Source organism: Streptomyces sp. NBC_00820 (genome assembly GCF_036347055.1).
Taxonomy (GTDB): domain Bacteria; phylum Actinomycetota; class Actinomycetes; order Streptomycetales; family Streptomycetaceae; genus Streptomyces.
The window spans coordinates 2,634,509-2,657,311 of record NZ_CP108882.1; the positions used below are offsets into that span (position 1 = coordinate 2,634,509).

Below are 22,803 nucleotides of genomic sequence, written 5' to 3' on the forward strand. Positions count from 1 at the left end.
GGGGAGCAGAGACATGTGGTGGACCGAGACGAAACGCCGCGCCCAGGCCATACGGCAGGAACGCGCACGCCGGCGGGCGGACGTGCGGCGGTGCAGGGCGGCGCGGAAGGCCGCCCGGAAGAACGGCGCGGCCTCCGACGCCGGCCACCCGGGCCCGCCGTCCACCGGTTTCACCCTGCTGCCCTGGCTGCTGATGGGCATGGGGTCGTTCTCCAACCTGCTCCAGGGCCGGACCCCGAACCCGTGGATCGGCGGCCTGGGCCTGCTCATCTTCAACTCCCTGTACATCTACGTCACCTTCCGCTCGTTCGTCCGGGAGAAGCGCCGGGCGCTCTCCACGCGGGTGGCACTGCTGCTGATGGGCCTGCTGACCACGGCTCTGGCCCTCGGGTACGGCGGCAACTGGCTGATGTTCTTCCCGCTGCTGGGTCTCGCCGCGGGCGCCACCCTGCGCGGCCCGTGGCTGGGCCGTACCGGCGTGCTGCTCGCGGTGTACGCGGGTGCCATCGCCGTCGTCCACGACGGCTGGGGGGACGCGACGAACATCGGCTACGCGACCTTCATCTCGACCATGGTGACCGCGGCGATCCTCGGCCTGTCCGAGGCCGTACGGGAGCTGCGCGCCGCCCGGGAGGAACTGGCCCTGCGGGCGGTGGAGAAGGAACGGCTGCGCTTCTCCCGCGATCTGCACGACCTGCTCGGCCACACCCTGTCGGTGATCGTGGTGAAGTCCGAGGCGGCCCGGCGGCTGGCACCGCGCGACATGGACGCGGCCCTCGCGCAGATCGGGGACATCGAGTCGGTGGGCCGCCAGGCGCTGACCGAGATCCGGGAGGCGGTGACCGGTTACCGCCAGGGCAGCCTGGCCACCGAGCTGACCCGGGCCCGCTCGGCGCTGTCCGCCGCCGGCATGGAGCCGGTGGTACGCCAGTCCGGGACCCCGCTCGCCCCGCCCACCGAGGCCCTGCTCGGCTGGGTGGTGCGCGAGGCGGTCACCAACGCCGTCCGGCACAGCGACGCCACCCGCTGCGAGATCACCGTCGACAGCACCGCCGAGCGGGTCAGGCTCACCGTGACCGACAACGGCACCGGCAAGACCGTCACGCACCCCCGCGAGGGAATCGGCGGCACCGGCCTGACAGGCCTGACCGAGCGCCTCGCGGCGGCGGGCGGCTCCCTCACCGCCGGCCCGTCAGCACGCCTCGGCTTCACGGTCACCGCCGAACTCCCGCTGGACGTGACGGAGATGACCACGCTCGAGGCGGAGGCAGAGGCGGAAGCGGAGGTCGAGGTCGAGGCCAAGATCGAGGTCGAGGTCGAGGCCAGGGCCGACTGCCCTCCGGTGGACGCGACCGCACAGGTCTCCCCTTAGCCGCGCGGATGGTTCCCGGCGCTCGGACGAGGCGGGGGGCGCCACCCCCTCGGGTGCGTTCGGGCGCTGTCCGCCCCCGGGCGCAACCCCCCGGCTACGCTTGAGGGGTGAACGACATCCGGGTCCTGCTTGCCGAGGATCAGGGCATGATGCGCGGCGCGCTCGCCCTGTTGCTCGGTATGGAGGACGACATCGAGGTGGTCGCCCAGGTCTCGTCCGGCGACGCGATCGTGGACGCCGCGCTGCTGCACCGGCCGGACGTGGCCCTGCTGGACATCGAACTCCCGGGCATCAGCGGCCTGGACGCGGCGGCACTGCTGCGCGAGCAGGCGCCCCGCTGCCGGGTGCTGATCCTGACCACCTTCGGCCGGCCCGGCTATCTGCGCCGGGCCATGGAGGCCGGGGCGGCCGGATTCCTGGTCAAGGACGGGCCGGTGGAGGAACTGGCCGCGGCGATCCGGCGGGTGCTCACCGGGGAGACGGTGGTCGATCCGGCGCTGGCCGCGGCAGCGCTCAGCGCCGGCCCGAGTCCGCTGACGGCCCGGGAGTGCGATGTGCTCAAGGCGTCGGCGGACGGGGCCACGGTCGCCGACATCGCGATGCGGCTCCACCTGTCCGAGTCCACCGTCCGCAACTACCTTTCCTCGGCGATAGGGAAGACGGGGACCCGGAACCGCGCGGAGGCGGTGCGGGAGGCACGGCAGCAAGGGTGGCTGTGAGCCTCCCGCAGCTCTACTTCGTCACCTTCACGTCCGCGGAGTCCGCCCCGGCCGGGCCCACGCACACGAACCAGTTCGCCGCCGGGTAGGAGGGAACCGGGCGGATCAGCGAGTTGCCGTCCTGGGCGGTGGGCGTCGGTCCGGCCGGCCGGGCCACGGTCGCGCTGCCGTCCTTCCAGTTGCAGGTGACCTCCCGGGCGGTCTTGGCGACCTGGCCGATCACCAGCTGGTAGGACCCCTTGGCGCCGGCCCCCGGCTCGAGGCTGACGGCGGCATCCGTGAGGTCCGTGCCCGCGAACCGCTCCTGCTTCTCGACGCTGTTGAACATGACCGTCCGCGACTGGCCGTCGCCGTAGGACTGGATCGCGAAGTACGACATCTTGCCGATCAGCTCGGCGGGCTTGGTGGCGTCCGCCGGTTCGAGTCCGCTGCTCTTCATCGCGTCGAACTGGCGGTCCGCCTCCCGCTCGTCGCGCGGCGCCCCCCACACCTGGAGGTCGACGGTCCACGCCTTTCCGTGATCCGCCCCACGGGCGAGCAGGGTCACCCGCGGCTCGTACACGTGCCGTGCCTCGGGGGACGCCGGCCGCGTCGCCGTCACCGCTCCCCCGTCCCCGGGCAGCCCGGCGAGGGCCAGCGTCACGCCCGTCGATCCCGCCAGCACCAGCGCCGTGGCCGCCCCCACGGCCCAGCGGCGTGCCTTGCGGCGTCGGCCGGCCCTCATGACCGCCTGGACGGGGGCTATACCGATCTCGACCTCGTCCGCGGCGTCCGCGAGGAGGAGGGCGATGTCCGACTGTGTCATCTCGTGCTTCTTCCGGTCCGCGCTCATCACTGCCGCCCTCCGTGCGTCACCATCTCGGCCAGCCCCGGTATGGCACGCAGTTTCGCGAGCCCCTTGGCCGCGTTGCTCTTGACCGTGCCGATCGAACAGCCCATCGCCCGGGCCGCCTGCGTCTCCGTCAGGTCCTCCCAGTAGCGCAGGACCACCGCCTCCCGCTGCCGTGCGGGCAGTTGGGCGAGCGCCTTGAGCAGGGCGCTGCGGTCGTCGGCCTGGGCGATGCGGTCTCCCGTGTCGGGCACCTCGTGCACCAGACCCGAATCGTCCCGGGGCGCCAGGAACTCCTTCAGCCTTCTCCTGTGTTTCCGCGCGTGCACGTTGATCATCACGCGCCGTACGTACGCCTCCGGATCGTCGGCCGTGCCGACCCTGCGCCAGGCCGCGTAGGCCTGTTCGAGGGTCGACTGGACCAGGTCCTCGGCGGCGTGCTGCTCCCCCGTGAGGAGAAATGCCGTACGCATCAGCCGCGGCCAGCGGCCGACCATGAAGCTCTGGAACTCCTCGTCGCGAGCCTGCTTCCGATCCCCCATGGGCACCTCCTAGATGTCAAAAGGAGTCCATGAGCCGCCCGATTCGTTGCCTCGCCAGCGAGAAGTCCCAGAAATTTCTGGAAGCGGCCCCGCCCACACGGCCAGCGCCCCGCCCACACAGCCGCCGTCAGCCCACACGGCCACCGCCGCGCTCACTCCCACGGCAGACGGTTCCCCCCTCCGCGGCCACGCCCCGCTCACCCCACGAGCGCGCCCCGCTCACCCCCGCGGCAGCCACGCCCGCATCAGCAGCGCCCCGCCCAGCAGCAGCGCGGCGCTGGTGCGGAAGGCGAGCGCGTAACCCTCCGTCAGCGCTTCGGCGCCGCCACCGCCGGCCGTCCCGGCCGCCGCGATCGTCGACATGACGGCGAGCCCGAGCGAACCGCCCATGGTGCGCGAGGTGTTGACGAGTCCCGCCACCAGTCCCGTCTCCCCCGGCGCCGCGCCGGACGTGGCCAGGGCCGCCAGCGGGGTACCGGCCACGCCCGCGCCCAGCATCATCAGGATGCCCGGGAGCATGATCCCGGTGACGTACGGGCCGTGCGCGCTCATCGTCGACTGCCAGCCGAAGCCGGCCGCGGCCAGCAGCGTGCCGCTCGTCGCCACCGTGCGCGCCCCGGCCGCCCGCATCAGCCGCGGCGCCAGCTTGGAGCCCGTGACCACCGCCAGCGAGCTGGGCACCAGGGCGAGGCCGGCCGCCAGCGGCGAGTAGCCGAGCACGTTCTGGGCGTACAGCGTCAGGAAGTACCACATGCAGAACATGGCGGAGCCGGAGACGAACATGGCCGTGTTCGCCGACGCCACGGACCGCAGCCGCAGCAGGCCGAGCGGCATCAAGGGGGCCGCCGTACGGGCCTCGACCAGCAGGAAGAGGCCGATCAGCGCCACCCCGGCGAGCAACGGCACCAGGGTGGCCGCGGCCGTCCACCCCCGGGCCTCGGTCTGCACGATGCCGTACGCGAGCGTCGCGAGGCCCGCCGTCACCAGCAGCGCGCCCGGCAGGTCCAGGCGCCGGCGGTCCCCCGCGCGGCTCTCCGCGAGCCGGAACGCGGAGCCCGCCAGCAGCACCGCGCCGACCGGCACGTTGATCAGCAGTACCCATCGCCAGGACAGCAGGTCCACCAGTACCCCGCCGACGACGCCGCCCGCCGCTCCCCCGCCGGCGCCCACCGCCGTCCAGGTCGCTATCGCCCGCGCCCGCGCCGCGCCCTCCGGCACCGCGGCCGTCACCAGGGTCAGCGTCGAGGGTGCCAGCACCGCCGCGCCCAGCCCCTGCACGGCCCGCGCCAGCAGTAGTTGCCAGCCGTCCTGGGCGAGCCCGCCGCCCAGCGAGGCCAGCGTGAACAGGCCGAGCCCGACGAGGAACATGCGCTTGCGGCCGTAGAGGTCTCCCGCGCGGCCGCCGAGGAGCATGAAGCCGGCGAAGGCGATGGCGTACGCGTTCACCACCCACTGGAGGCCCGGCGCGCTCAGGCCGAGGTCGGTCCGCATGGACGGCAGGGCGACGTTCACCACCGACACGTCGAGCACGACCAGGAACTGCCCCGCGCAGGCGAGTGCCACCACGAGCCAGGCGGCGGGCGTGGCGGGGCGGGACACTCGGGAGACGTCGGCGGCTTCGAGCATGGGTGTCATGTTCTCAACCAGGCGACGGTCCCCGCATCGGCTTTTCGCCCCACGGGGTCTAGGTCGTGCGGCCTACGTCCCGCGCCCCTCTCGCCTGCCCCCGCCCCGGCCGCCACCACCACCACGACCACCCTCACCGCGACCACCCTCACCCCCGGCCGCCTCCGCCACCACCACCACGACCACCCTCACCCCCGGCCACCCTCACCCCCGGCCGCCTCCGCCACCACCTCCCCCTCTCCACCACGTCGCCACTCCCGCGGAACCTGACCACGGCTCAGTAACCCATGAAAGGGTCAAGGATTCATTAGGGACCCGAAGCAACGGAATAGTTGCCTGCGCATACGAGGTTTCCCTGGCACTTATTCCACGCGGGAGGCCTCACTCAATGACCCACACGACGACCGATCAACCCACCTCGAAGGCGGGCGGGGCCGTGGTCCCCGTGCTCGCCTTCGCGGGAATCGTGGTCGCGGTGATGCAGACACTGCTCGTGCCGGTCATCAAGGACCTGCCGCAGCTGCTCGGTACCGCGCCCAGCAACGCCACCTGGGTCCTCACCTCGACTCTCCTGTCCGGCGCCGTCGCCACCCCGATCATGGGCCGGCTCGGCGACCTGTTCGGCAAGCGCCGGATGCTGATCCTCAGCCTCGCGGTGATGGTGGTCGGCGCCCTGGTCAGCGCGCTCACGAGCGATCTGCTCACCATGATCGTGGGCCGTGCCCTCCAGGGCTTCGCCATGGGTGCGATACCTCTCGGCATCGGCCTGATGCGGGACATGCTGCCGCGTGAGCGGCTCGGCTCGGCCATGGCCCTGATGAGCTCCTCCATCGGCGTCGGCGGCGGCCTCGCGCTGCCCGCCGCGGCCATGGTCGCGCAGCACACGAACTGGCACGCCCTGTTCTACGGCGCCGCCGGCCTCGGCGTGCTCGCCATCGCCCTCACCCTGCTTGTCGTCCCCGAGTCCCCGATGCGCGCCGAGGGCTCCTTCGACCTGGTCGGCGCGCTCGGCCTGTCGGTCGGTCTGGTGCTGCTCCTGCTGCCCATCACCAAGGGCAGCGACTGGGGCTGGTCGTCCGGCACGACGCTCGGACTGTTCGCCGCGGCCGTGGCCGTGCTCCTGCTGTGGGGCCTGTACGAGCTGCGCGTCAAGGCGCCGCTGGTCGACCTGCGCACCACCGCCCGCCGCGAGGTGCTGCTCACCAACCTCGCCTCGATCATGGTCGGCGTCAGCTTCTACGTCGTCTCGCTCGTCCTGCCCCAGCTGCTCCAGCTGCCGAAGGCGACCGGCTACGGCCTCGGCCAGTCCATGGTCGTCGCGGGCCTGTGCGTGGCCCCGCTGGGTCTGACGATGATGTTCACGGCGCCGGTCTACGCTCGCCTCTCCGCCCGTTACGGCCCGAGGACCACCCTCATCACCGGCCTGATGATCATCGCCGTCGGCTACGGCGGCGGCCTCGGCCTGATGGACGCGGCCTGGCAGACGATCATCACCTCGGTGATCCTCGGCGCCGGCATCGGCCTCGCCTACTCCTCGCTGCCCGCGCTGATCGTCGGCGCGGTCCCCGCCTCCGAGACCGGCGCGGCCAACGGCCTCAACACGCTGATGCGGTCCATCGGCACGTCGGTGTCGAGCGCCGTCATCGGCATGGTGCTGGCCAACACGGCGAACAACGTGGGCGGCCTCGCGATCCCGACCATGCACGGCTTCCACATCTCCTTCCTGATCGCCACGGCCGCCGTCGCCGTGGGTCTGCTGCTCGCGGTGTTCCTGCCCAAGGGGGGACGCCCGGCACAGCACACCCAGCTGCGCGCGAGCAGCGAGGAGGACGCCGCCCTGGAGCGGGCCGAGGAGGTCCTGCGGGGCTTCCGCGGCCGGGTCCTGGACGCCGACGGCGCCCCGGTCGCCCGCGCCAAGGTCACCCTGATCGACCGCCGGGGCCGCCAGGCGGGCGCCACACTCTCCTCGGAGAACGGCACCTACGCCCTCGCGGTCCCGGCGGAGGGTCCGTACGTCCTCGCCGCCAAGGCCGCCGGACACGGTCCGCTGGCCTCCTCGGCGACGCACTCCGGGGACGAGCGAGCGGTGGAACTGGACCTCTCGCTGCCCGCCGGGGCGGTCACCGCGTAAGCCGTACGGCTCACGGCCCTCCCGCCGCCGGCCCCGCACCCGCACCCGCCGCACCCCCTGTCGTCCACCGGCAGGGGGTGCGGCAGCATGGGGCGGCGAGAGAGCCGTACGACCGTCACGGCCGGCACGACCGAGAGGAACCCCATGCCCGCGGCACCCAAGCCCGAGATCCTGGCCGCGTTCGAGGCGGCGAAGGGGTTCATGCCCGTGGACGAGGGGCTGGCGCTGTACGCGGCCGCGCTGGAGGCGGCGCGACTGGGGCTGCCGCTGCTGGAGGTGGGCACGTACTGCGGTCGCTCGACGGTCCTGCTCGCGGACGCGGCCCGCGAGAGCGGCGTCACCGCGCTGACCGTCGACCACCACCGCGGCAGCGAGGAGCAGCAGCCGGGCTGGGACTACCACGACCCGGAGACGGTCGATCCCGAGATCGGCCTCATGGACACACTGCCGACGTTCCGGCGCACCCTGCACAAGGCGGGCCTGGAGGACCACGTGGTCGCCCTGGTCGGCCGCTCCCCGCAGATCGCCGCGGTCTGGAACTCCCCCCTCGCCCTCGTCTTCATCGACGGCGGCCACACCGACGAGCACGCCACCGCCGACTACGAGGGCTGGGCCCCGCACGTCGCCGAGGGCGGGCTGCTCGTCGTCCACGACGTCTTCCCGCACCCCGAGGACGAGTTCACCGGCCAGGCGCCGTACCGGGTCTACCTGCGGGCGCTGGAGTCCGGGGCGTTCGAGGAGGAGTCGGTGACGGGATCGCTTCGGGTGCTGCGGCGGACAGGAGCGGGAGCGTAGTCCTATCATCACCCCGCCGGACCGCCAGGGGGTGGTGGTCCCGGAGGACTTGGGGGGTACGGTCCATGGATTTCCTCATCGGCATCATGCTGATCATGTTCGGGGCGCCGCTGGTCGGCGTCGCGGGTCACATCCTGGCGGGAACGGGACGCCGTCGGCTGGGCCGGGTCATCAGCGTCGGGGGATACCTGTCCGTCATGGCGGTCGCCCTGTGGCTGGTCTTCCGTGACATGTGAAGCGGCGCCCACGCCGTCACCGCGCCGTGCCCCCGTGGACGGCCCGCCCGACCGCTAGGGTGGCGGCGTGTCGTACGTAGGCCCTGACTTCGATCCCCCGCAGCCGCGTCGCCCCCGGCGTGCCCTGCTGACCGTGGCGCTCGCCGCGCTGGTGCCCGGCGCTCTGCTCGGCTGGGGGGTGTACGCGGCGATGGGCGGCAGTTCCGGAAAGCCGGACGGCACGGGTGCCGCAGGCTCCGCGGGCTCCGCGTCGACTCTCTCGCGCACCCCGTCGCCGACGTCCTCCCCGCCGGGCTCCTCGGGCGCCTCGGGCGCCCCGCACGACGGCGGCAAGGAGCCGGGCGGGTCGGCGACGACCTCCGCGGCGGCCGCGTCCGGTCCGCTCAAGGGCAAGGTCGTCGTCATCGACCCGGGACACAACCCGGGGAACTTCGAGCACACGGCGGAGATCGCCCGCCAGGTGGACATCGGCAACAGTCACAAGGAGTGCGACACCACCGGGACCTCCACCGACGCCGGTTACGCCGAGGCGCGGTTCACCCTCGATGTCGCCCACCGGCTGCGCGCCCTCCTGGAGAAGCAGGGCGTGACGGTGAAGCTGACCCACGACGGGGACAGTCCGGCCTGGGGCCCGTGCGTCGACGAGCGGGCGCGCATCGGCAACACCGCGCGCGCGGACGCGGCGATCTCCATCCACGCCGACGGTTCGGCGCAGGGCAATCGCGGCTTCCACGTCATCCTTCCGGGAGCGGTGCACGCCGGAGGTACCGACACCCGTCCGATCGTCGGTCCGTCCAGCGACCTCGGGGCGCGCATCGCGGGCGACTTCCTCCGCGTCACGGGAGAACCGCCCTCCAACTACCTGGGCGAGGGCACCGGTCTCGTCACGCGTACGGACCTGGGTGGTCTCAATCTGTCAACGGTTCCCAAGGTGTTCATCGAGTGCGGCAACATGCGCGATACCAAGGACTCGGCACGACTGACCAGTGGGGCGTGGCGGCAGAAGGCGGCGCAGGGAATGTCTGAGGGAATCGTGAGTTTCCTGCACGAGTCGTGACCGGCGGACACAACCGACCGGACAGTCGGATCTTACGAACGATACTGTCTTAGCGACGACGAGACGACTACGAAGGACCTGAAGTGAATATCCGCTCCCTCACTAGAGGCGACGGCGTGGTGACCGGGGCAGCGGTATTGCTGTTCATCGCGTCGTTCTTCGACAACTACTCGTACGACGTGGCCGGAGCCGGCGACCTCGACATGCCGAACCTCTGGGAGAGCGGCCCGGTTCTGCTCGGCGTCGTCCTCGCGGGCGTCATCGGAGCGGCACTCGTCGTCGTCAGCCGCGCGCTCCCGCAGCCGCGGAAGGTCGCGGGCCTGGACCTCGGCCAGTTCGGCGTGGCCTTCGCGGTGTTCGCCGCGTGGTGCGCCCTCGGCAACATCATCGACCCGTCCGGCGGCGCGAACAACGTCGGCAGTGGTTCCAGTGACGGTCCGAGCGCCGGCACCGGTCTGATCCTCGCGCTCGTCGCCACCCTGCTGATGGCGGCCGCCGCGATCGCCACCCCGCTGGTCCCGGCCCTGCAGGCCGCACTGCTCCCGGCCCCCAAGCCGGTCGCCCCGCAGCCGTACGGCGCCCAGCCGCCCCAGGGTTACGGCTACCCGGGCGTCCAGCCGCAGCAGCCCTACGGCGCCCAGCCCCAGCCCGGGCAGCCGTTCGGGCAGCCGGCGGCGCAGGGGGTCCCGGCGCAGCAGCCGGCCGCCGCGGAGTTCTCGCCGTTCTGGTTCGCCGTACCGATGACCCGCCCGCTGTTCGCGGAGGACGGTGCGCCGAACCCGATCGCCGAACTGGCGCCCGGCACCTGGTACCTGGCGGTCGAGCAGCGCGGTGCGGCACTGGTGGCCCAGACCCAGGACGGCCGCCGCGGCGTGCTCCAGGACACCTCGGGAATCCAGCGCGGCTGAACCGGCCGAACGCCGGCAGCGGCCCCTCGCCCTCACGGGCGGGGGGCCGTTGTCGTACAGCCGGTTCACGTCAGGCGACTTGACGGTGCGTCAGCTCACGTGACGGGCCGTGATCCTAGCCCTTGGCGAGCTGGGAGGCCGAGGGCACCTGGTTCTTGACCGGGGCGCCCGCGCTCTGACCGGCGTCCTTCACCTGGTTGATGATGTCGTCGAAGGAACCGATCGCGCCCTGGTCGCCCTTGCGCAGCTTGGACGGCAGGTTCTTCAGCGAGTCGATACCCGCGGCGAGCGGTGCGAGGGCCTTGGACAGGAGCGGATCGCCCTGGGCGTTCCGCTGGGCCGCCTTGAGGCGGTTGTAGGCGAAGGCGCCGGCGAGACCGGCCTTCACCAGGGCCAGCTTGCGGCCGTGGGCGCCCTTCTTGAACTTGCCGTCCTTCCAGGGCTTCACGATCCACTGATAGGTCGCGCCTGCAGCGAGACCCGCGTTCGCCACGAACCGGGTCTTGGCGAACTTCTGGCGTTCGGCGGACGTACTCGGACTTGGCGTGGCCGCGTCGGCAGCGACCGCCGCGACCTCCTTCGTGCTGGTCTTCTCGCTGCTGCCACAGGCCGTGGTGCCGGCCAGCAGGGCGCAGCACAGAGTGAGCGCCACGCACAGGCGCCGTATCGGAACGGGCACGGGGTCCTCCGGACGTGTCTCCCCGAGCGGGTGCTTCCTCCGGCAGACTCACCCAGCCGGGCGCGTTGCGCCACTCGGGCGACATCGCCCGGACGCCCCGGAACCCGCGCGGACCTGCTGTGACGTGGTGTTTCACCGGCCACGGCGCATGTGCTGCGCGAAGGCCGCGAAAGCCCCGCTCACGGACACCGGGAGCGTGTCGAGGCGGCTTCCGGGAGGTGTGTCCCGGCGGCCCCGGAAAGCGTGTCCCCGCGACCCCCGGGACGGGCACCCCTCACCGGACCGGAGACGGGCACCTCCACGGGCCCGGGGACGGCACCTCCACCGACCGGGACGGGCGCCTCCGGGCCGAGGACGGCCGTCCGCGCGGACCGGGGGACGGCCGTCCGTGCGGACCGGGCACGCCTTCTGGCCGGCCGCGTGCGGGCCGCCCCCACGAGCAGAGCAGGCCGCACGCGGGCCGCCTCACGAGGAGGCATCACGAGGAGGCCCCACCAGCAGACCCACAAGCCGGCCTCACCAGCCGGTCTCACGAGCAGACCTCGCCAGCAGACCTCGCCGGCCCGCCACTGCCGCCGGACGGTCAGCCGCAGCAGTCCGGGTCGAGTCCGGTCGGCAGGCGTTCGCCACCGAAGACCGCGCACGTGGCGTCGTGGCCGCCCAGGGCCGCGACGGCGAGCAGGAGGGAGCCGGCCGTCCAGGTGGTGAGTTCGCGGGGCCAGACGGCCTCGTCCTCGAAGACGTAGCCCGTCCAGTACAGGCCGGACTCCGCGTCGCGCAGATGCTGGATGGACTGGAGAATCTCCAGGGAGCGGTCGGACTCGCCCACCGCCCACAGCGCCAGCGCGAGTTCGCTGGACTCGCCGCCGGTCACCCAGGGGTTGGGCACGACACAGCGCACGCCCAGTCCGGGTACGACGAAACGGTCCCAGTCCGCCTCTATGCGGGCCTTGGCCTCCGCTCCGGTCAGGGCGCCGCCGAGGACCGGGTAGTACCAGTCCATCGAGTAGCGGTCCTTGTCGAGGAAGCGCTCGGGGTGCCGGCGGATCGCGTGGCGCAGCGCACCGGCCGCCAACTCCCAGTCCGGCTGGGGCTCTTCACGCTGCTCGGCGATGGCGAGCGCGCAGCGCAGGGCGTGGTGGACGGAGGAGCTGCCGGTGAGCAGGGCGTCCGTGGCGGGCGTGCCGTCGTCGTCACGGCGCCAGCCGATCTGACCGCCGGGCTGCTGCAGCCGCAGCACCCATTCGACCGCCGCGTAGACGGTCGGCCACATGCGGTCCAGGAACCTGTCGTTCCCGGTGGACAGGTAGTGGTGCCAGACGCCGACGGCTATGTAGGCGACGAAGTTGGACTCGCGGGCGCGGTCGGTGACGTCGTCGTGGGCGCCGTCGGCGTAGGCGGCGTGCCAGGAGCCGTCCTCGTTCTGGTGCGCGGCGAGCCAGGTGTACGCCCGCTCCGCGGCCTCGTGCTCGCCGGCCGCGTCCAGGGCCATGGCGGCCTCGGTGTGGTCCCACGGGTCGAGGTGGTGCCCGCGGAACCAGGGGATCGCGCCGTCCTCACGCTGATGCGCGAGGATGCCGCTCACGGTCGCGGCGGCCTCCTCGGCGGTGAGGACCCCGGGCAGGACGAGGTGGTCTGTCCGGGGAGTCGTCACTTGGCGGCCTCGAAGGCGCCGGAAGCGGCCGACGTCGCGGAAGCGGTGGGGTCGGCCGGCTCCGCGGCCACGCGCGGCAGATGCGGCTTGGTCGCGTACGCCACGAAGCTCTTGCCGATCAGCGGGTTCAGCGCCTGCTCGGCGACCCGGGTCGCGAGCGGCTTCTTCATGATGTCCCAGACCAGGAGCTTGTGGTACGCCCGCACGGGCAGCGCCTTGTCGTTGTCGACACCGAACGCGCACTTCAGCCACCAGTACGGCGAGTGCAGCGCGTGGGCGTGATGGGTGCCGTACGGCTTCAGGCCCGCGCCGCGGATCTTGGCCAGCAGCTCGTCCGCCTTGTAGATGCGGATGTGGCCGCCCTCGACCTCGTGGTAGGCGTCGGACAGCGACCAGCAGACCTTCTCGGGGCCGTAGCGGGGCACGGTGATGGCGATGCGGCCGCCCGGCCTGAGGACGCGGACCATCTCGGCGAGCACGCCCTTGTCGTCGGGGATGTGCTCCATCACCTCGGAGATGATGACGACGTCGAAGGACTCGTCCGGGAACGGCAGCGCGAGGGCGTCGCCCTCCATGGCGGTGGCGGTGGCGCCCTCCGGGGCCTCCCCGGCCTCCTTCATCGCCGCGAACCACTTGGCGACCTCGCGGATCTCCTCGGCGTTCTGGTCGAGCGCCACGACCTGCGCGCCACGCCGGTAACACTCGAAGGCGTGCCGGCCGGCCCCGCAGCCGAGGTCCAGCACGCGGTCGCCCGGGGCGAGCGGGAACCGGGAGAAGTCGACGGTCAGCACGTGGCCCTGCTTTCGGAGGAGATGCCTGCAACACTCGCCGGGGCCGCGGCGCGGCCGGCGTCACGGGCCGCGGCGGGGGTCCCCCCGTGCGAGCCCGCCGAAGCGGGGGTCCGGGCGATGGCCTCGCGGTAGCGGGCCACGGTGCCCTCCGCGGCACGGGCCCAGGTGAAGTGCCGCAGCACCCGCTCGCGGCCCGCCGCGCCCAGCCGGGCGCGCAGCTCGCGGTCCCCCAGCAGCCGGTTCAGTCCCTCGGCCAGTGCCCCCGCGTCGCCGGGCGGTACGGCCAGACAGGTCTCGCCGTCGCGGCCGGCGACCTCGGGGATCGCGCCGCCGGTGGTGGCGACCAGCGGGGTGGCGGTGGCCATGGCCTCGGCGGCGGGCAGCGAGAAGCCCTCGTACAGCGAGGGCACGCAGGCGACCTCGGCCGAGCGGATCAGGTCCACCAGCTCGGCGTCGGAGATGCCCTTGACGAAGTCGACGGCGCCTTCGAGGCCGTAGCGCTCGATCGCCTGGGCGACGGGCCCCTCCTCGGGGCGCTTGCCGACCACGACGAGGTGGGCGTCCGGGCGCTCGGTGCGCACCTTGGCGAGCGCCTCGACGAGGAAGACCAGGCCCTTGAGGGGCACGTCGGCGCTGGAGGTGGTGACGATCCGGCCGGGCACCTCGGCGACGGCGGGATCCGGCGCGAAGAGGCCGGTGTCGGCGCCGATGTGGACGACGTGGACGCGGTCCTCGCGGACGCCGAGGTGGTCCACGATCTCCTGACGGGAACTGCCGGAGACCGTGAGGACGGAGGGCAGGCGGCGGGAGACGCGCTTCTGCATGCGGGTGAACGCGTACCAGCGGCGCACCGACCACTGGCGCTGCCTGGTCTCGGCCGCGTCCAGCTCCAGCTGCCGGTCGACGGTGATGGGGTGGTGGATCGTGGTGACCAGGGGGGCGCCGATGTCGCCGAGCAGGCCGTAGCCGAGGGTCTGGTTGTCGTGCACGACGTCGAACTCGCCGCGCCGGGCGCGCAGATGGCGGCGGGCGCGCAGGGAGAACGTCAGCGGCTCGGGAAAGCCCCCGGTCCACATGGTCGCCACTTCCAGCGCGTCGACCCAGTCCCGGTACTCGTCCCGCTTCGGGGTGCGGAAGGGGTCGGGCTGGCGGTAGAGGTCGAGGCTGGGCAGTTCGGTGAGGCTCAGCCGGCCGGTGTGGTCACCGATCCCGTCGGCCGCGTCGAGCACGGGGTAGGGCTGGGAGCCGATGACCTCGACCCGGTGGCCGAGGCGGACCAGTTCGCGCGAGAGGTGGCGTACGTAGACACCCTGGCCGCCGCAGAACGGGTTCCCTTTGTAGGTGAGGAGCGCGATGTCGAGCGGACGTTCTCCGTCGGCGGCGAGGTCCTGCCGGGGACCCGCCTGACTGGCCTCAGCGGTCACTCCGGGCCCCCTTCTGCCTGCACTGCCCCGCGACAGTATGCCGGGACGCTAATCTAGAACAAGTTTCAGACTTGATCGTTCAAGAGGCTCTGAATCTACCGGCAGGTAAGGGCGGCGCGGGCAAAGGATCAGGTGATTCACGCCACGGCTCGGGCCCCCGCCGACCGGTCTGATCACATGCTCCACAGACGCCCTCACCGACTGTCACGGAACGGGACCCATGCCTGCGCGATCCAAGGCGGAACCCAGTAGCGTCCGGCCCCCTTCGGCGCCCCTCACCGAGCGGCAGGAGGCCCGCCGCCGCCGGATCCTGCACGCGAGCGCGGAACTGGCCTGCCGGGGCGGCTTCGACGCCGTGCAGATGCGCGAGGTCGCCGAGTCCTCACAGGTGGCCCTCGGCACGCTGTACCGCTACTTCCCGTCCAAGGTGCATCTGCTGGTCGCCACCATGCAGGACCAGCTGGAGCACCTGCACGGCACCCTGCGCAGACGGCCCCCCACGGGCGACAGCCCCGCCGAGCGGGTCGCCGAGACCCTGATGCGCGCCTTCCGCGCCCTGCGGCGCGACCCCCAACTCGCCGACGCCATGGTCCGCGCCCTCACTTTCGCCGACCGCAGCGTCTCCGCCGAGGTCGACCAGGTCTCGCGCCGGACCACGGCGATCATCCTGGACGCGACGGGCCTGACCGACCCGACCCCCGAGCAGCTCTCGGCGATCCGCGTCATCGAGCACACCTGGCACGCGGCCCTCATCACCTGGCTCTCGGGGCGCGCGTCGATCGCACAGGTGAAGACCGACATCGAGACGGTGTGCCGGCTGATCGACCTGACGGCCCCGGACACCCCGGACCGATCCGGACCGACCCACCGGTGACGGGCTCCCCCACTCCCACTCCAGCGGTCCATCAAGGAGATCCGCCGGGCACCGAAGTGACAGCGAGCATCTCCCTCTCGGAAGGCGACGGGGTCCACGTCGACGTCAGGTCGCCCGAGCTGCACATCGAGGCCGTCTCCGAAACCGCCTGCATCTCGCAGTTGACCGCATGCGCCACCGCAACCCAGGTGCGGTGAACGCTTGTTGCTGCTAGACAGCCTCATGGACTCCCTGGAGGAACTTCTCGCCGAGCGTGCCTGTGAGCGTCTGGTTCTCGGCTTCGTCCATCGGCTGGACCTCGGTGAACCGCCCACCGTGGCCGAGCTGTTCACCGAGGACGGCAGTTGGCGGTGGCCCGCGGGCAGGCGGACCGTCGAGGGGCGGCCGGCCTTGCGCGACTACTTCGGTTCCCGGCCCGCCGACCGGCTCTCCCGCCGGCTGATGTCCAACGTCCTCGTCACGGCGACCTCCCCCGACACCGCCCACGCCGTCTCCTACTTCTCGACGTATCGCGTCGACGGTTACGACGGCGGGATGGTCCCGGCGGGGCCGCCCGTCCAGGTCGGCCACTACGAGGACGCCTTCCGGCGGGTGGACGGCACCTGGCTGCTCGCCTCGCGCACGCTCCATCTCCCCTTCGGCGGCCCGACGCCCGGGGCGTAGACCGGTTCCGGGGCCCGTGCGCCCGTCTCGCGCGTGACCGCCGTCACTTCACTCCTGTGCCCACGGCCACTCCCCCGCCCCGTGTCGGCTCCCGGTAAAGTGGCCGGGTCGTCATCACACTCGTACGGGGGAAAGCCGGTGCAATTCCGGCGCTGACCCGCAACCGTGAGCCGCTCCCTTCCGGGCGGTGAGCCGGAATGCCTCGCACAGGACGTTGACCGGCTCGCGTGTGCGGCAGCCGCCGCGTACGACACCGTCGAGGTATACGGAGTCGAGCCGCCCGGGTCCTCCCGTGCGCTGCCGGCTCCCGCAGGAGAGGCAGTCGCCGACCATGAACGTCCGCCGCAGTGCCGCGGCTCTCGCCGCCATAGGCGTGCTGGCCGCCGCCGCACCCGCCATGGCCGCCGACCCGTCGTCGTCCACGTCCCCGAAGGTGACGATCCCGGCCGGGCTGTTCGGCAAGACCGACCCGACCTACGACGGCGTGTGGCGCCAGTCGCTGGCCCTGATCGCCCAGAAGACCGTCGGTGAGCGTCCCGCCGCCTCGGCCGTCGACTGGCTGGCCGGACAGCAGTGCGCCGACGGCGGCTTCGCCGCGTTCCGCGCGGACCCGGCCAAGGCCTGCGGGGGCAAGGCCGGTGCCCAGCCGGACACCAACAGCACCGCCGCCGCCGTTCAGGCGCTGAAGGCGGTCGGCTCGCACGACGGCGAGGTCCGCAAGGCCGTCACCTGGCTGAATTCCGCCCAGGACAAGGACGGCGGCTGGGGCTACATGCCGGGCGGCCCGAGCGACACCAACTCCACGTCGGTCGTCGTCGGCGCCCTGAACGTCGCCGGTGAGAGCGCCGGCGGACTGCGCGCCAAGGGCAAGACCCCCGGCGACGCCCTGGCCGCCCTGGCCCTGCCCTGCTCCGCGGTCGGCGGCGGCTCCTTCGCCTACCAGCCGGACAAGAAGGGCAAGCTGGCCGCCAACGCGGACGCGACCGCGGCCGGCGTGCTCGGCGCCCTCGGCAAGGGCTTCGTCGTGGAGCCCGGCAAGGCCCACGGCAAGGCCCCCGCCTGCGCCTCGGGCAAGGCCACCCCGGCGCGACTGGCCGACAACGCCTCCGCCTACCTGGCCGGTGCCGTCGCCAAGAACGGCCACCTCATGTCGGTCATGCCCGGCGCCACGGACCAGCCCGACTTCGGCAACACGGCCGACACGGTCGTCGCGCTCGCCGCGGACGGCTGGACCGGGCAGGCGAAGAAGCCGTACGCCTGGCTGAAGAAGAACGCCGTGGCCTGGGCCGCGCAGAGCGGTCCGGCCGCCTACTCCCAGCTGATCCTCACCGCCCACGCGATGGGCGAGCAGCCGCGTGACTTCGGTGGCACGGACCTCGTGAAGGCGCTCGACAAGCTGGGTCCGGCCCCGCAGCAGGCCACCAAGCACGAGGAGAAGGCCGCGAAGAAGGACTCCGGCACCGGCGTGTGGTGGATCGTCGGCGTCGGCCTGGTCTTCGGCATCGGCATCGGCTTCCTGCTCAGCGGCCGCAAGAAGCGCCGGCCGTGACCGCCGTCCGCCGTGCCGCGACCGTGCTGGTCGCCGCGTTCGTCCTCGTGGCCGGCGCCGCCCAGGCGCACGCCACCGGCTACCGCTACTGGTCCTTCTGGGAGCGGACCGGCGGTCACTGGGCCTACGCCACGCAGGGGCCGTCGACCGACCGTCCCGACGACGGCAGCGTCCAGGGCTTCCGGTTCGCGGTCAGCGAGGACTCCGCGGACGCGACCCGGCCGCGCGGCACGGCGGACTTCAGCACCATCTGCGCGGACACGTCCGCGAAGCCGGGGACGAAGCGGATCGCCCTGGTCATCGACTTCGGCACCGCGACGGACGCCCCGGCCGGCGAGACCCCGCCCGGCGGCCGCACGGCCTGCGCCCGCGTCGCTCCCGAGGCGAGCACGGCCGCAGCCCTGGCCACGGTCGCCAAACCGCTGCGCTACGACACCAACGCCCTGCTCTGCGCCATCTCCGGCTACCCGCACCAGGGCTGCGGGGAGCAGGTGGCGGCGGACGGCGCCCAGAAGGACGCGCACAAGAAGAAGGGGAGCGCTTCGGCCCGGGAAGCCGCTCAGGGGAAGACGGACACGGACGGCGGTCCTTCGCTGGGCCTGCCGATCGGCGCGGGCGTCGTCGCGCTCCTGGCCGGGGCGGCCGTGTGGCAGGCCCGGCGGCGCCGGAATGCCTGACCCCGGCGGCGGCCCCGGCCCGGCGTCCCACCCCGGCCCGGCTGAACGCCACCCGGCCGCGAGTGCCTCGGAGCCGCCCGCGCGGGCCGCGGCACCCCTGGGGAGTCGTACCGCCGTGGAGCGTACGGCCGTGAACCGTACGGCCGTGAACCGTACGGCTGTGGAGCGTACGGCGGCCGTGGAGCGTGCGGCCGCCCGTACCGCCGGGCCGCCCCGCCCGGACAGGGCCGGCGGCCTCGGCGCGGCCGCGGGGATTCCCGCCGCCCGCAGGGAGCCTGGCGCGGAAAAGGCACCCCGCGAACGCGGGCCCGTGCCACGCCGGTACCGCGCACCCCTGCACCCCGGCGCCTGGTGGCTGTGGTCGCTCGGGCTCGGTACGGCCGCCACCCGGACCACCAACCCCCTCCTCCTGGCCCTCCTGATTGCCGTGGCGGGCTATGTGGTGGCCACTCACCGCTCCACCGCCCCCTGGGCACGCTCCTACACCGCCTTCGCCAAGCTCGCCGTCGCCGTCCTGTTCATCCGGATCGCCTTCACGGTCGTCCTGGGCTCCCCCATTCCGGGCACGCACGTCCTGTTCACACTCCCCGAGGTCCCGCTCCCGCAGTGGGCGCAGGGCATCCGCCTGGGCGGCGAGGTCACCGCGGAGGCGCTCCTCTTCTCCGGCTACAACGGCCTGAAGCTGGCCGCCCTCCTCATCTGCGTCGGCGCCGCCAACGCCCTCGCCTCCCCGGCGCGCCTGCTGAAGTCCCTGCCCGGCGCCCTGTACGAGGCGGGCGTGGCCGTGGTCGTCGCCCTCACCTTCGCGCCGCATCTCATCGCCGACGTCCAGCGTCTGCGCGCGGCCCGCCGGCTGCGCGGGCGCCCGGACCGGGGAGTGCGGGGGCTGCTCCAGGTCGGGCTGCCGGTCCTGGAGGGCGCGCTGGAGCGCTCGGTCGCGCTCGCCGCCGCGATGGACGCCCGCGGGTACGGCCGTACCGCCGATGTCGCCCCCTCCGTGCGCCGTACGACGGCCGCGCTCACCCTCGGCGGGCTGCTCGGGGTGTGCGCCGGGACGTACGGGCTGCTCACCGCGGAGGGCGGCACGTACGGGATTCCGGTGCTGCTCGCCGGGGTTGCCGCCGCGCTCGCGGGGCTGCGGCTCGGCGGGCGCCGTTCGGCACGCACCCGGTACCGGCCGGAGCCGTGGGGGCCGCGGGCGTGGCTGGTGGCGGGCTCGGGCGCCGGGGTGGCCGCGCTGCTCACCCTCGCCTCGGTCCGCGACGCGGACGCGCTGCACCCCGGGGTGGTCCCGCTGGTCGCCCCCGCCCTTCCGCTCTGGCCGGCCGCGGCCGTGCTGCTCGCCCTGCTGCCCGCCTTCGCCGTCCGCCAGGACTTCCAGGACTCCAAGGAGCCGTCGTGATCCGCTTCGAGGAGGTCAGCGTCACCTACGAGGGCGCGGCCGGACCGACCGTCCGGGACGTGGACTTCGAGGTGCCCGAGGGTGAGCTGGTGCTGCTCGTCGGGCCGTCCGGGGTGGGCAAGTCGACCGTGCTGGGCGCGGTCAGCGGGCTGGTCCCGCACTTCACCGGCGGCACCCTGCGCGGCCGGGTCACGGTGGCGGGCCGGGACACCCGAACGCACAAGCCGCGTGAGCTCGCCGACGTGGTCGGCACGGTGGGGCAGGACCCGCTCGCGCACTTCGTGACGGACACGGTGGAGGACGAGCTGGCCTACGGCATGGAGTCGCTGGGGCTCGCCCCGGCGGTGATGCGGCGCCGGGTGGAGGAGACGCTGGACCTGCTGGGCCTGGCCGACCTGCGCGGCCGCCCGATCGCCACGCTCTCCGGCGGCCAGCGGCAGCGGGTCGCGATCGGCTCGGTCCTCACCCCGCACCCTCAGGTGCTGGTGCTGGACGAGCCCACCTCGGCGCTCGACCCGGCCGCGGCGGAGGAGGTCCTGGCCGTCCTGCAGCGCCTCGTCCACGACCTCGGTACGACGGTCCTGCTGGCCGAGCACCGCCTGGAACGCGTGATCCAGTACGCCGACCAGGTCGTCCTCCTCCCCGCTCCCGGCGCCGCCCCGCTCCTCGGCACCCCGTCCGAGGTGATGGCGGTGTCCCCGGTGTGCCCGCCGGTGGTGGAGCTGGGCCGCCTGGCCGGCTGGACCCCGCTCCCGCTGACCGTCCGCGACGCGCGCCGCCGCGCGGGAGACCTCCGGGACCGGCTGGCCGGGATGCGGGAGGCCCGGGCGGCGGAGGCGACGGAGACGGCGGACGTGACGGACGCGACGCAGACGGTGCGGGAGCGTCCGGGCGGGCCGGAGTCCGCCGGCGAGCGGCAACGGCCGCCGCGACAGGCTCCCGCCCCCACGAGCCACTCTCACGCACCCGCTCCCGCTTCCCCGCCCGCTCCCACTCCCACTCCCCGGCGGCGTCTCTTCCGGCGGGCCACCGCCCCCACGGCCGCCGCTCCCGCACAGGTCGCCGAGGTCCGCGCCCTGGCCGTCCGGCGGGGGCGGGTGGACGCGCTGCGGTACATCGACCTGACCGTGGCCCCCGGGGAGACCGTCGCGCTGATGGGGCGCAACGGTGCCGGGAAGTCCACGCTGCTCGGGTCGCTGGTGGGGCTGGTGGAGCCGACCGCCGGGTCGGTCCGGGTCGGCGGGGCGGTGCCGCACCGCATCTCGCCGCAGGAGCTCGTCCGCCGGGTCGGCCTCGTCCCGCAGGAGCCGCGCGACCTGCTGTACGCGGACACGGTGGCCGCCGAGTGCGCGGCCGCCGACCGGGACGCGGGCGCCGCGCCCGGTACCTGCCGCGCCCTGGTGTCGGGGCTGCTGCCGGACATCACGGACGACACGCATCCCCGCGACCTCTCCGAGGGCCAGCGGCTGGCGCTCGCCCTGGCGGTCGTCCTGACCGCCCGCCCTCCGCTGCTGCTGCTCGACGAGCCGACGCGCGGTCTGGACTACGCGGCGAAGGCCCGCCTGGTCGGGGTGCTGCGCGAGCTGGCCGGGGAGGGGCACGCGATCGTGCTGGCCACCCATGACGTGGAGCTGGCCGCCGAGATCGCCCACCGGGTGGTGCTGCTCGCCGACGGCGAGGTGATCGCCGACGGCCCGACGGCCGAGACCGTGGTCTCCTCGCCGTCCTTCGCCCCCCAGGTCACCAAGATCCTGGCCCCGCAGCCCTGGCTGACGGTGGCGGAGGTCCGGGAGGCCCTGGCATGACCACTGACACGAACACGGGCACGGGCGCGGGCGCGGGCCCAGGCACAGACACGGGTACGACCCCCGTGCGGACCCCCGTGCGCGCCCGCGAACGGACCCCCGAGCGGCGCCGTCCCGTGCGCGCCGTCCCGCTCGGTCCCCGTTCCCTCGCCGCGCTCGCGCTGGTGAGTGCCGTCGGTGTGGTCGCCTTCGGGTGGCCCTTCCTCGCTCCGCCCGCGTCCCGGCTGAGCGCGCACGCCGAGGACGCGCCCTGGCTCTTCGCCGGGCTGCTGGTGCTGCTGGTCGCGGTCGTGACGGCGACGATCTCCGAGTCCGGTCTGGGGCCGAAGGCCGTGGCCATGCTGGGTGTGCTGGCGGCGACCGGGGCCGCGCTGCGCCCGATCGGCGCGGGCACCGCCGGGATCGAGCCGATGTTCTTCCTGCTGGTGCTCAGCGGCCGGGTGCTGGGACCGGGCTTCGGCTTCGTGCTCGGCTCGGTGACGATGTTCGCCTCCGCGCTGCTCACCGGCGGGGTCGGCCCCTGGATGCCGTTCCAGATGCTGGCGATGGGCTGGTTCACCATGGGCGCGGGCCTGCTGCCGGGCCAGGGCCGCCTGCGCGGCCGGGGCGAACTGCTGCTGCTGGCCGGCTACGGCTTCCTCGCGGCCTTCGCCTACGGCACGATCATGAACCTGGCCGGCTGGCCCTTCATGGGCACCCTGGCCTCGAACATCGCCTTCGACCCGCACGCCGCGGTCCCCGCCAACCTGGCCCGTTTCGCCGCCTACTGCCTGGCCACCTCCATGGGCTGGGACCTCGGCCGCGCGATCTGCACGGTCGTCCTCACCCTGGCCCTCGGCCCGGCGGTGCTGCGCGCGCTGCGCCGGGCCACACGCCGGGCCGCTTTCGAGACCGCGGTCACATTCGACGCACCCGGAGCGTGAGGGGTCGTATCCGCGCGGTCAGGGAAGCGGTGAAGCACCCCACATGACCCACGTCACCTACGGCCGGACTTAGTAGTCCCAAATGTCCGATACATCCTTTTTATCACCCCGCTGACCTGCGGTTTGCGACCCAGGTCACACAGGTTG

Annotated in this window: 21 protein-coding genes; 14 read left to right on the plus strand and 7 right to left on the minus strand. The window is 73.3% G+C overall.

What is annotated here, in order from left to right:
• Window positions 1-13 precede the first annotated feature (13 nt).
• Together OIB37_RS12030 and OIB37_RS12035 are read left to right on the plus strand one after the other, a co-directional pair.
• Entirely contained in the window at window positions 14-1,372 is a 1,359-nt protein-coding gene (locus tag OIB37_RS12030) for a sensor histidine kinase (RefSeq protein WP_330457572.1), read from the plus strand.
• 107 nt (window positions 1,373-1,479) lie between these two features.
• Window positions 1,480-2,091: a response regulator transcription factor gene (locus OIB37_RS12035; RefSeq protein WP_330457573.1), complete on the plus strand. Its 612-nt coding sequence runs from the start codon at window positions 1,480-1,482 to the stop codon at window positions 2,089-2,091.
• 13 nt (window positions 2,092-2,104) lie between these two features.
• Here OIB37_RS12035 and OIB37_RS12040 read toward each other — a convergent pair whose 3' ends face one another.
• From OIB37_RS12040 to OIB37_RS12050, 3 genes are all read right to left on the minus strand, one after another.
• Complete coding sequence (locus tag OIB37_RS12040; RefSeq protein ID WP_330457574.1) at window positions 2,105-2,896, minus strand: hypothetical protein; 792 nt, start codon at window positions 2,894-2,896, stop codon at window positions 2,105-2,107.
• A 26-nt stretch (window positions 2,897-2,922) separates the two neighbouring features.
• Entirely contained in the window at window positions 2,923-3,462 is a 540-nt protein-coding gene (locus tag OIB37_RS12045; protein ID WP_330457575.1) for a SigE family RNA polymerase sigma factor, read from the minus strand.
• 219 nt (window positions 3,463-3,681) lie between these two features.
• Window positions 3,682-5,088, minus strand: coding sequence for an MFS transporter (locus OIB37_RS12050; RefSeq protein WP_330457576.1), 1,407 nt, complete (start codon window positions 5,086-5,088; stop codon window positions 3,682-3,684).
• A 388-nt stretch (window positions 5,089-5,476) separates the two neighbouring features.
• Between OIB37_RS12050 and OIB37_RS12055 the strand changes: the two genes are divergently transcribed.
• From OIB37_RS12055 to OIB37_RS12075, 5 genes are all read left to right on the plus strand, one after another.
• Entirely contained in the window at window positions 5,477-7,219 is a 1,743-nt protein-coding gene (locus OIB37_RS12055) for an MFS transporter (protein ID WP_330457577.1), read from the plus strand.
• Between the two features lie 144 nt (window positions 7,220-7,363).
• Entirely contained in the window at window positions 7,364-8,014 is a 651-nt protein-coding gene (locus OIB37_RS12060) for a class I SAM-dependent methyltransferase (protein ID WP_330457578.1), read from the plus strand.
• 65 nt (window positions 8,015-8,079) lie between these two features.
• On the plus strand, window positions 8,080-8,250 hold the full coding sequence (locus tag OIB37_RS12065; RefSeq protein ID WP_330457579.1) for a hypothetical protein: 171 nt from the start codon (window positions 8,080-8,082) through the stop codon (window positions 8,248-8,250).
• 67 nt (window positions 8,251-8,317) lie between these two features.
• On the plus strand, window positions 8,318-9,307 hold the full coding sequence (locus tag OIB37_RS12070; protein ID WP_330457580.1) for an N-acetylmuramoyl-L-alanine amidase: 990 nt from the start codon (window positions 8,318-8,320) through the stop codon (window positions 9,305-9,307).
• Window positions 9,308-9,390: 83 nt separating this feature from the next.
• Window positions 9,391-10,215, plus strand: a complete 825-nt coding sequence (locus OIB37_RS12075; protein WP_330457581.1) for a DUF5336 domain-containing protein — start codon at window positions 9,391-9,393, stop codon at window positions 10,213-10,215.
• Between the two features lie 115 nt (window positions 10,216-10,330).
• Here the strand turns inward: OIB37_RS12075 and OIB37_RS12080 are convergent, their stop codons facing one another.
• From OIB37_RS12080 to OIB37_RS12095, 4 genes are all read right to left on the minus strand, one after another.
• Window positions 10,331-10,894 carry a hypothetical protein gene (locus OIB37_RS12080; RefSeq protein WP_330457582.1) on the minus strand — a complete coding sequence of 188 codons (564 nt, stop codon included), beginning with the start codon at window positions 10,892-10,894 and terminating at the stop codon, window positions 10,331-10,333.
• A 583-nt stretch (window positions 10,895-11,477) separates the two neighbouring features.
• Window positions 11,478-12,548: a prenyltransferase/squalene oxidase repeat-containing protein gene (locus tag OIB37_RS12085; RefSeq protein ID WP_330457583.1), complete on the minus strand. Its 1,071-nt coding sequence runs from the start codon at window positions 12,546-12,548 to the stop codon at window positions 11,478-11,480.
• Window positions 12,545-13,339, minus strand: a complete 795-nt coding sequence (locus OIB37_RS12090) for a class I SAM-dependent methyltransferase (RefSeq protein ID WP_330457584.1) — start codon at window positions 13,337-13,339, stop codon at window positions 12,545-12,547. Before OIB37_RS12090 ends, OIB37_RS12085 begins: the two co-directional genes overlap by 4 nt.
• Window positions 13,333-14,763, minus strand: coding sequence for a glycosyltransferase family 4 protein (locus OIB37_RS12095; protein ID WP_330457585.1), 1,431 nt, complete (start codon window positions 14,761-14,763; stop codon window positions 13,333-13,335). Before OIB37_RS12095 ends, OIB37_RS12090 begins: the two co-directional genes overlap by 7 nt.
• A gap of 220 nt (window positions 14,764-14,983) precedes the next feature.
• Between OIB37_RS12095 and OIB37_RS12100 the strand changes: the two genes are divergently transcribed.
• From OIB37_RS12100 to OIB37_RS12130, 7 genes are all read left to right on the plus strand, one after another.
• Complete coding sequence (locus OIB37_RS12100; RefSeq protein ID WP_330457586.1) at window positions 14,984-15,637, plus strand: TetR family transcriptional regulator; 654 nt, start codon at window positions 14,984-14,986, stop codon at window positions 15,635-15,637.
• Window positions 15,638-15,859: 222 nt separating this feature from the next.
• Window positions 15,860-16,300, plus strand: a complete 441-nt coding sequence (locus tag OIB37_RS12105) for a nuclear transport factor 2 family protein (RefSeq protein ID WP_330461823.1) — start codon at window positions 15,860-15,862, stop codon at window positions 16,298-16,300.
• Window positions 16,301-16,631: 331 nt separating this feature from the next.
• Window positions 16,632-17,849: a prenyltransferase/squalene oxidase repeat-containing protein gene (locus tag OIB37_RS12110; protein WP_330457587.1), complete on the plus strand. Its 1,218-nt coding sequence runs from the start codon at window positions 16,632-16,634 to the stop codon at window positions 17,847-17,849.
• On the plus strand, window positions 17,846-18,526 hold the full coding sequence (locus tag OIB37_RS12115) for an SCO2322 family protein (protein ID WP_330457588.1): 681 nt from the start codon (window positions 17,846-17,848) through the stop codon (window positions 18,524-18,526). The genes OIB37_RS12110 and OIB37_RS12115 overlap by 4 nt, the downstream gene beginning before the upstream one ends.
• 310 nt (window positions 18,527-18,836) lie before the next feature.
• On the plus strand, window positions 18,837-19,928 hold the full coding sequence (locus OIB37_RS12120) for a CbiQ family ECF transporter T component (RefSeq protein WP_330461824.1): 1,092 nt from the start codon (window positions 18,837-18,839) through the stop codon (window positions 19,926-19,928).
• Complete coding sequence (locus tag OIB37_RS12125) at window positions 19,925-21,733, plus strand: ABC transporter ATP-binding protein (protein ID WP_330457589.1); 1,809 nt, start codon at window positions 19,925-19,927, stop codon at window positions 21,731-21,733. The genes OIB37_RS12120 and OIB37_RS12125 overlap by 4 nt, the downstream gene beginning before the upstream one ends.
• A complete protein-coding gene (locus OIB37_RS12130) occupies window positions 21,730-22,656 on the plus strand; it encodes an ECF transporter S component (protein ID WP_330457590.1) in 927 nt (308 codons plus the stop codon). Before OIB37_RS12125 ends, OIB37_RS12130 begins: the two co-directional genes overlap by 4 nt.
• Window positions 22,657-22,803 lie beyond the last annotated feature (147 nt).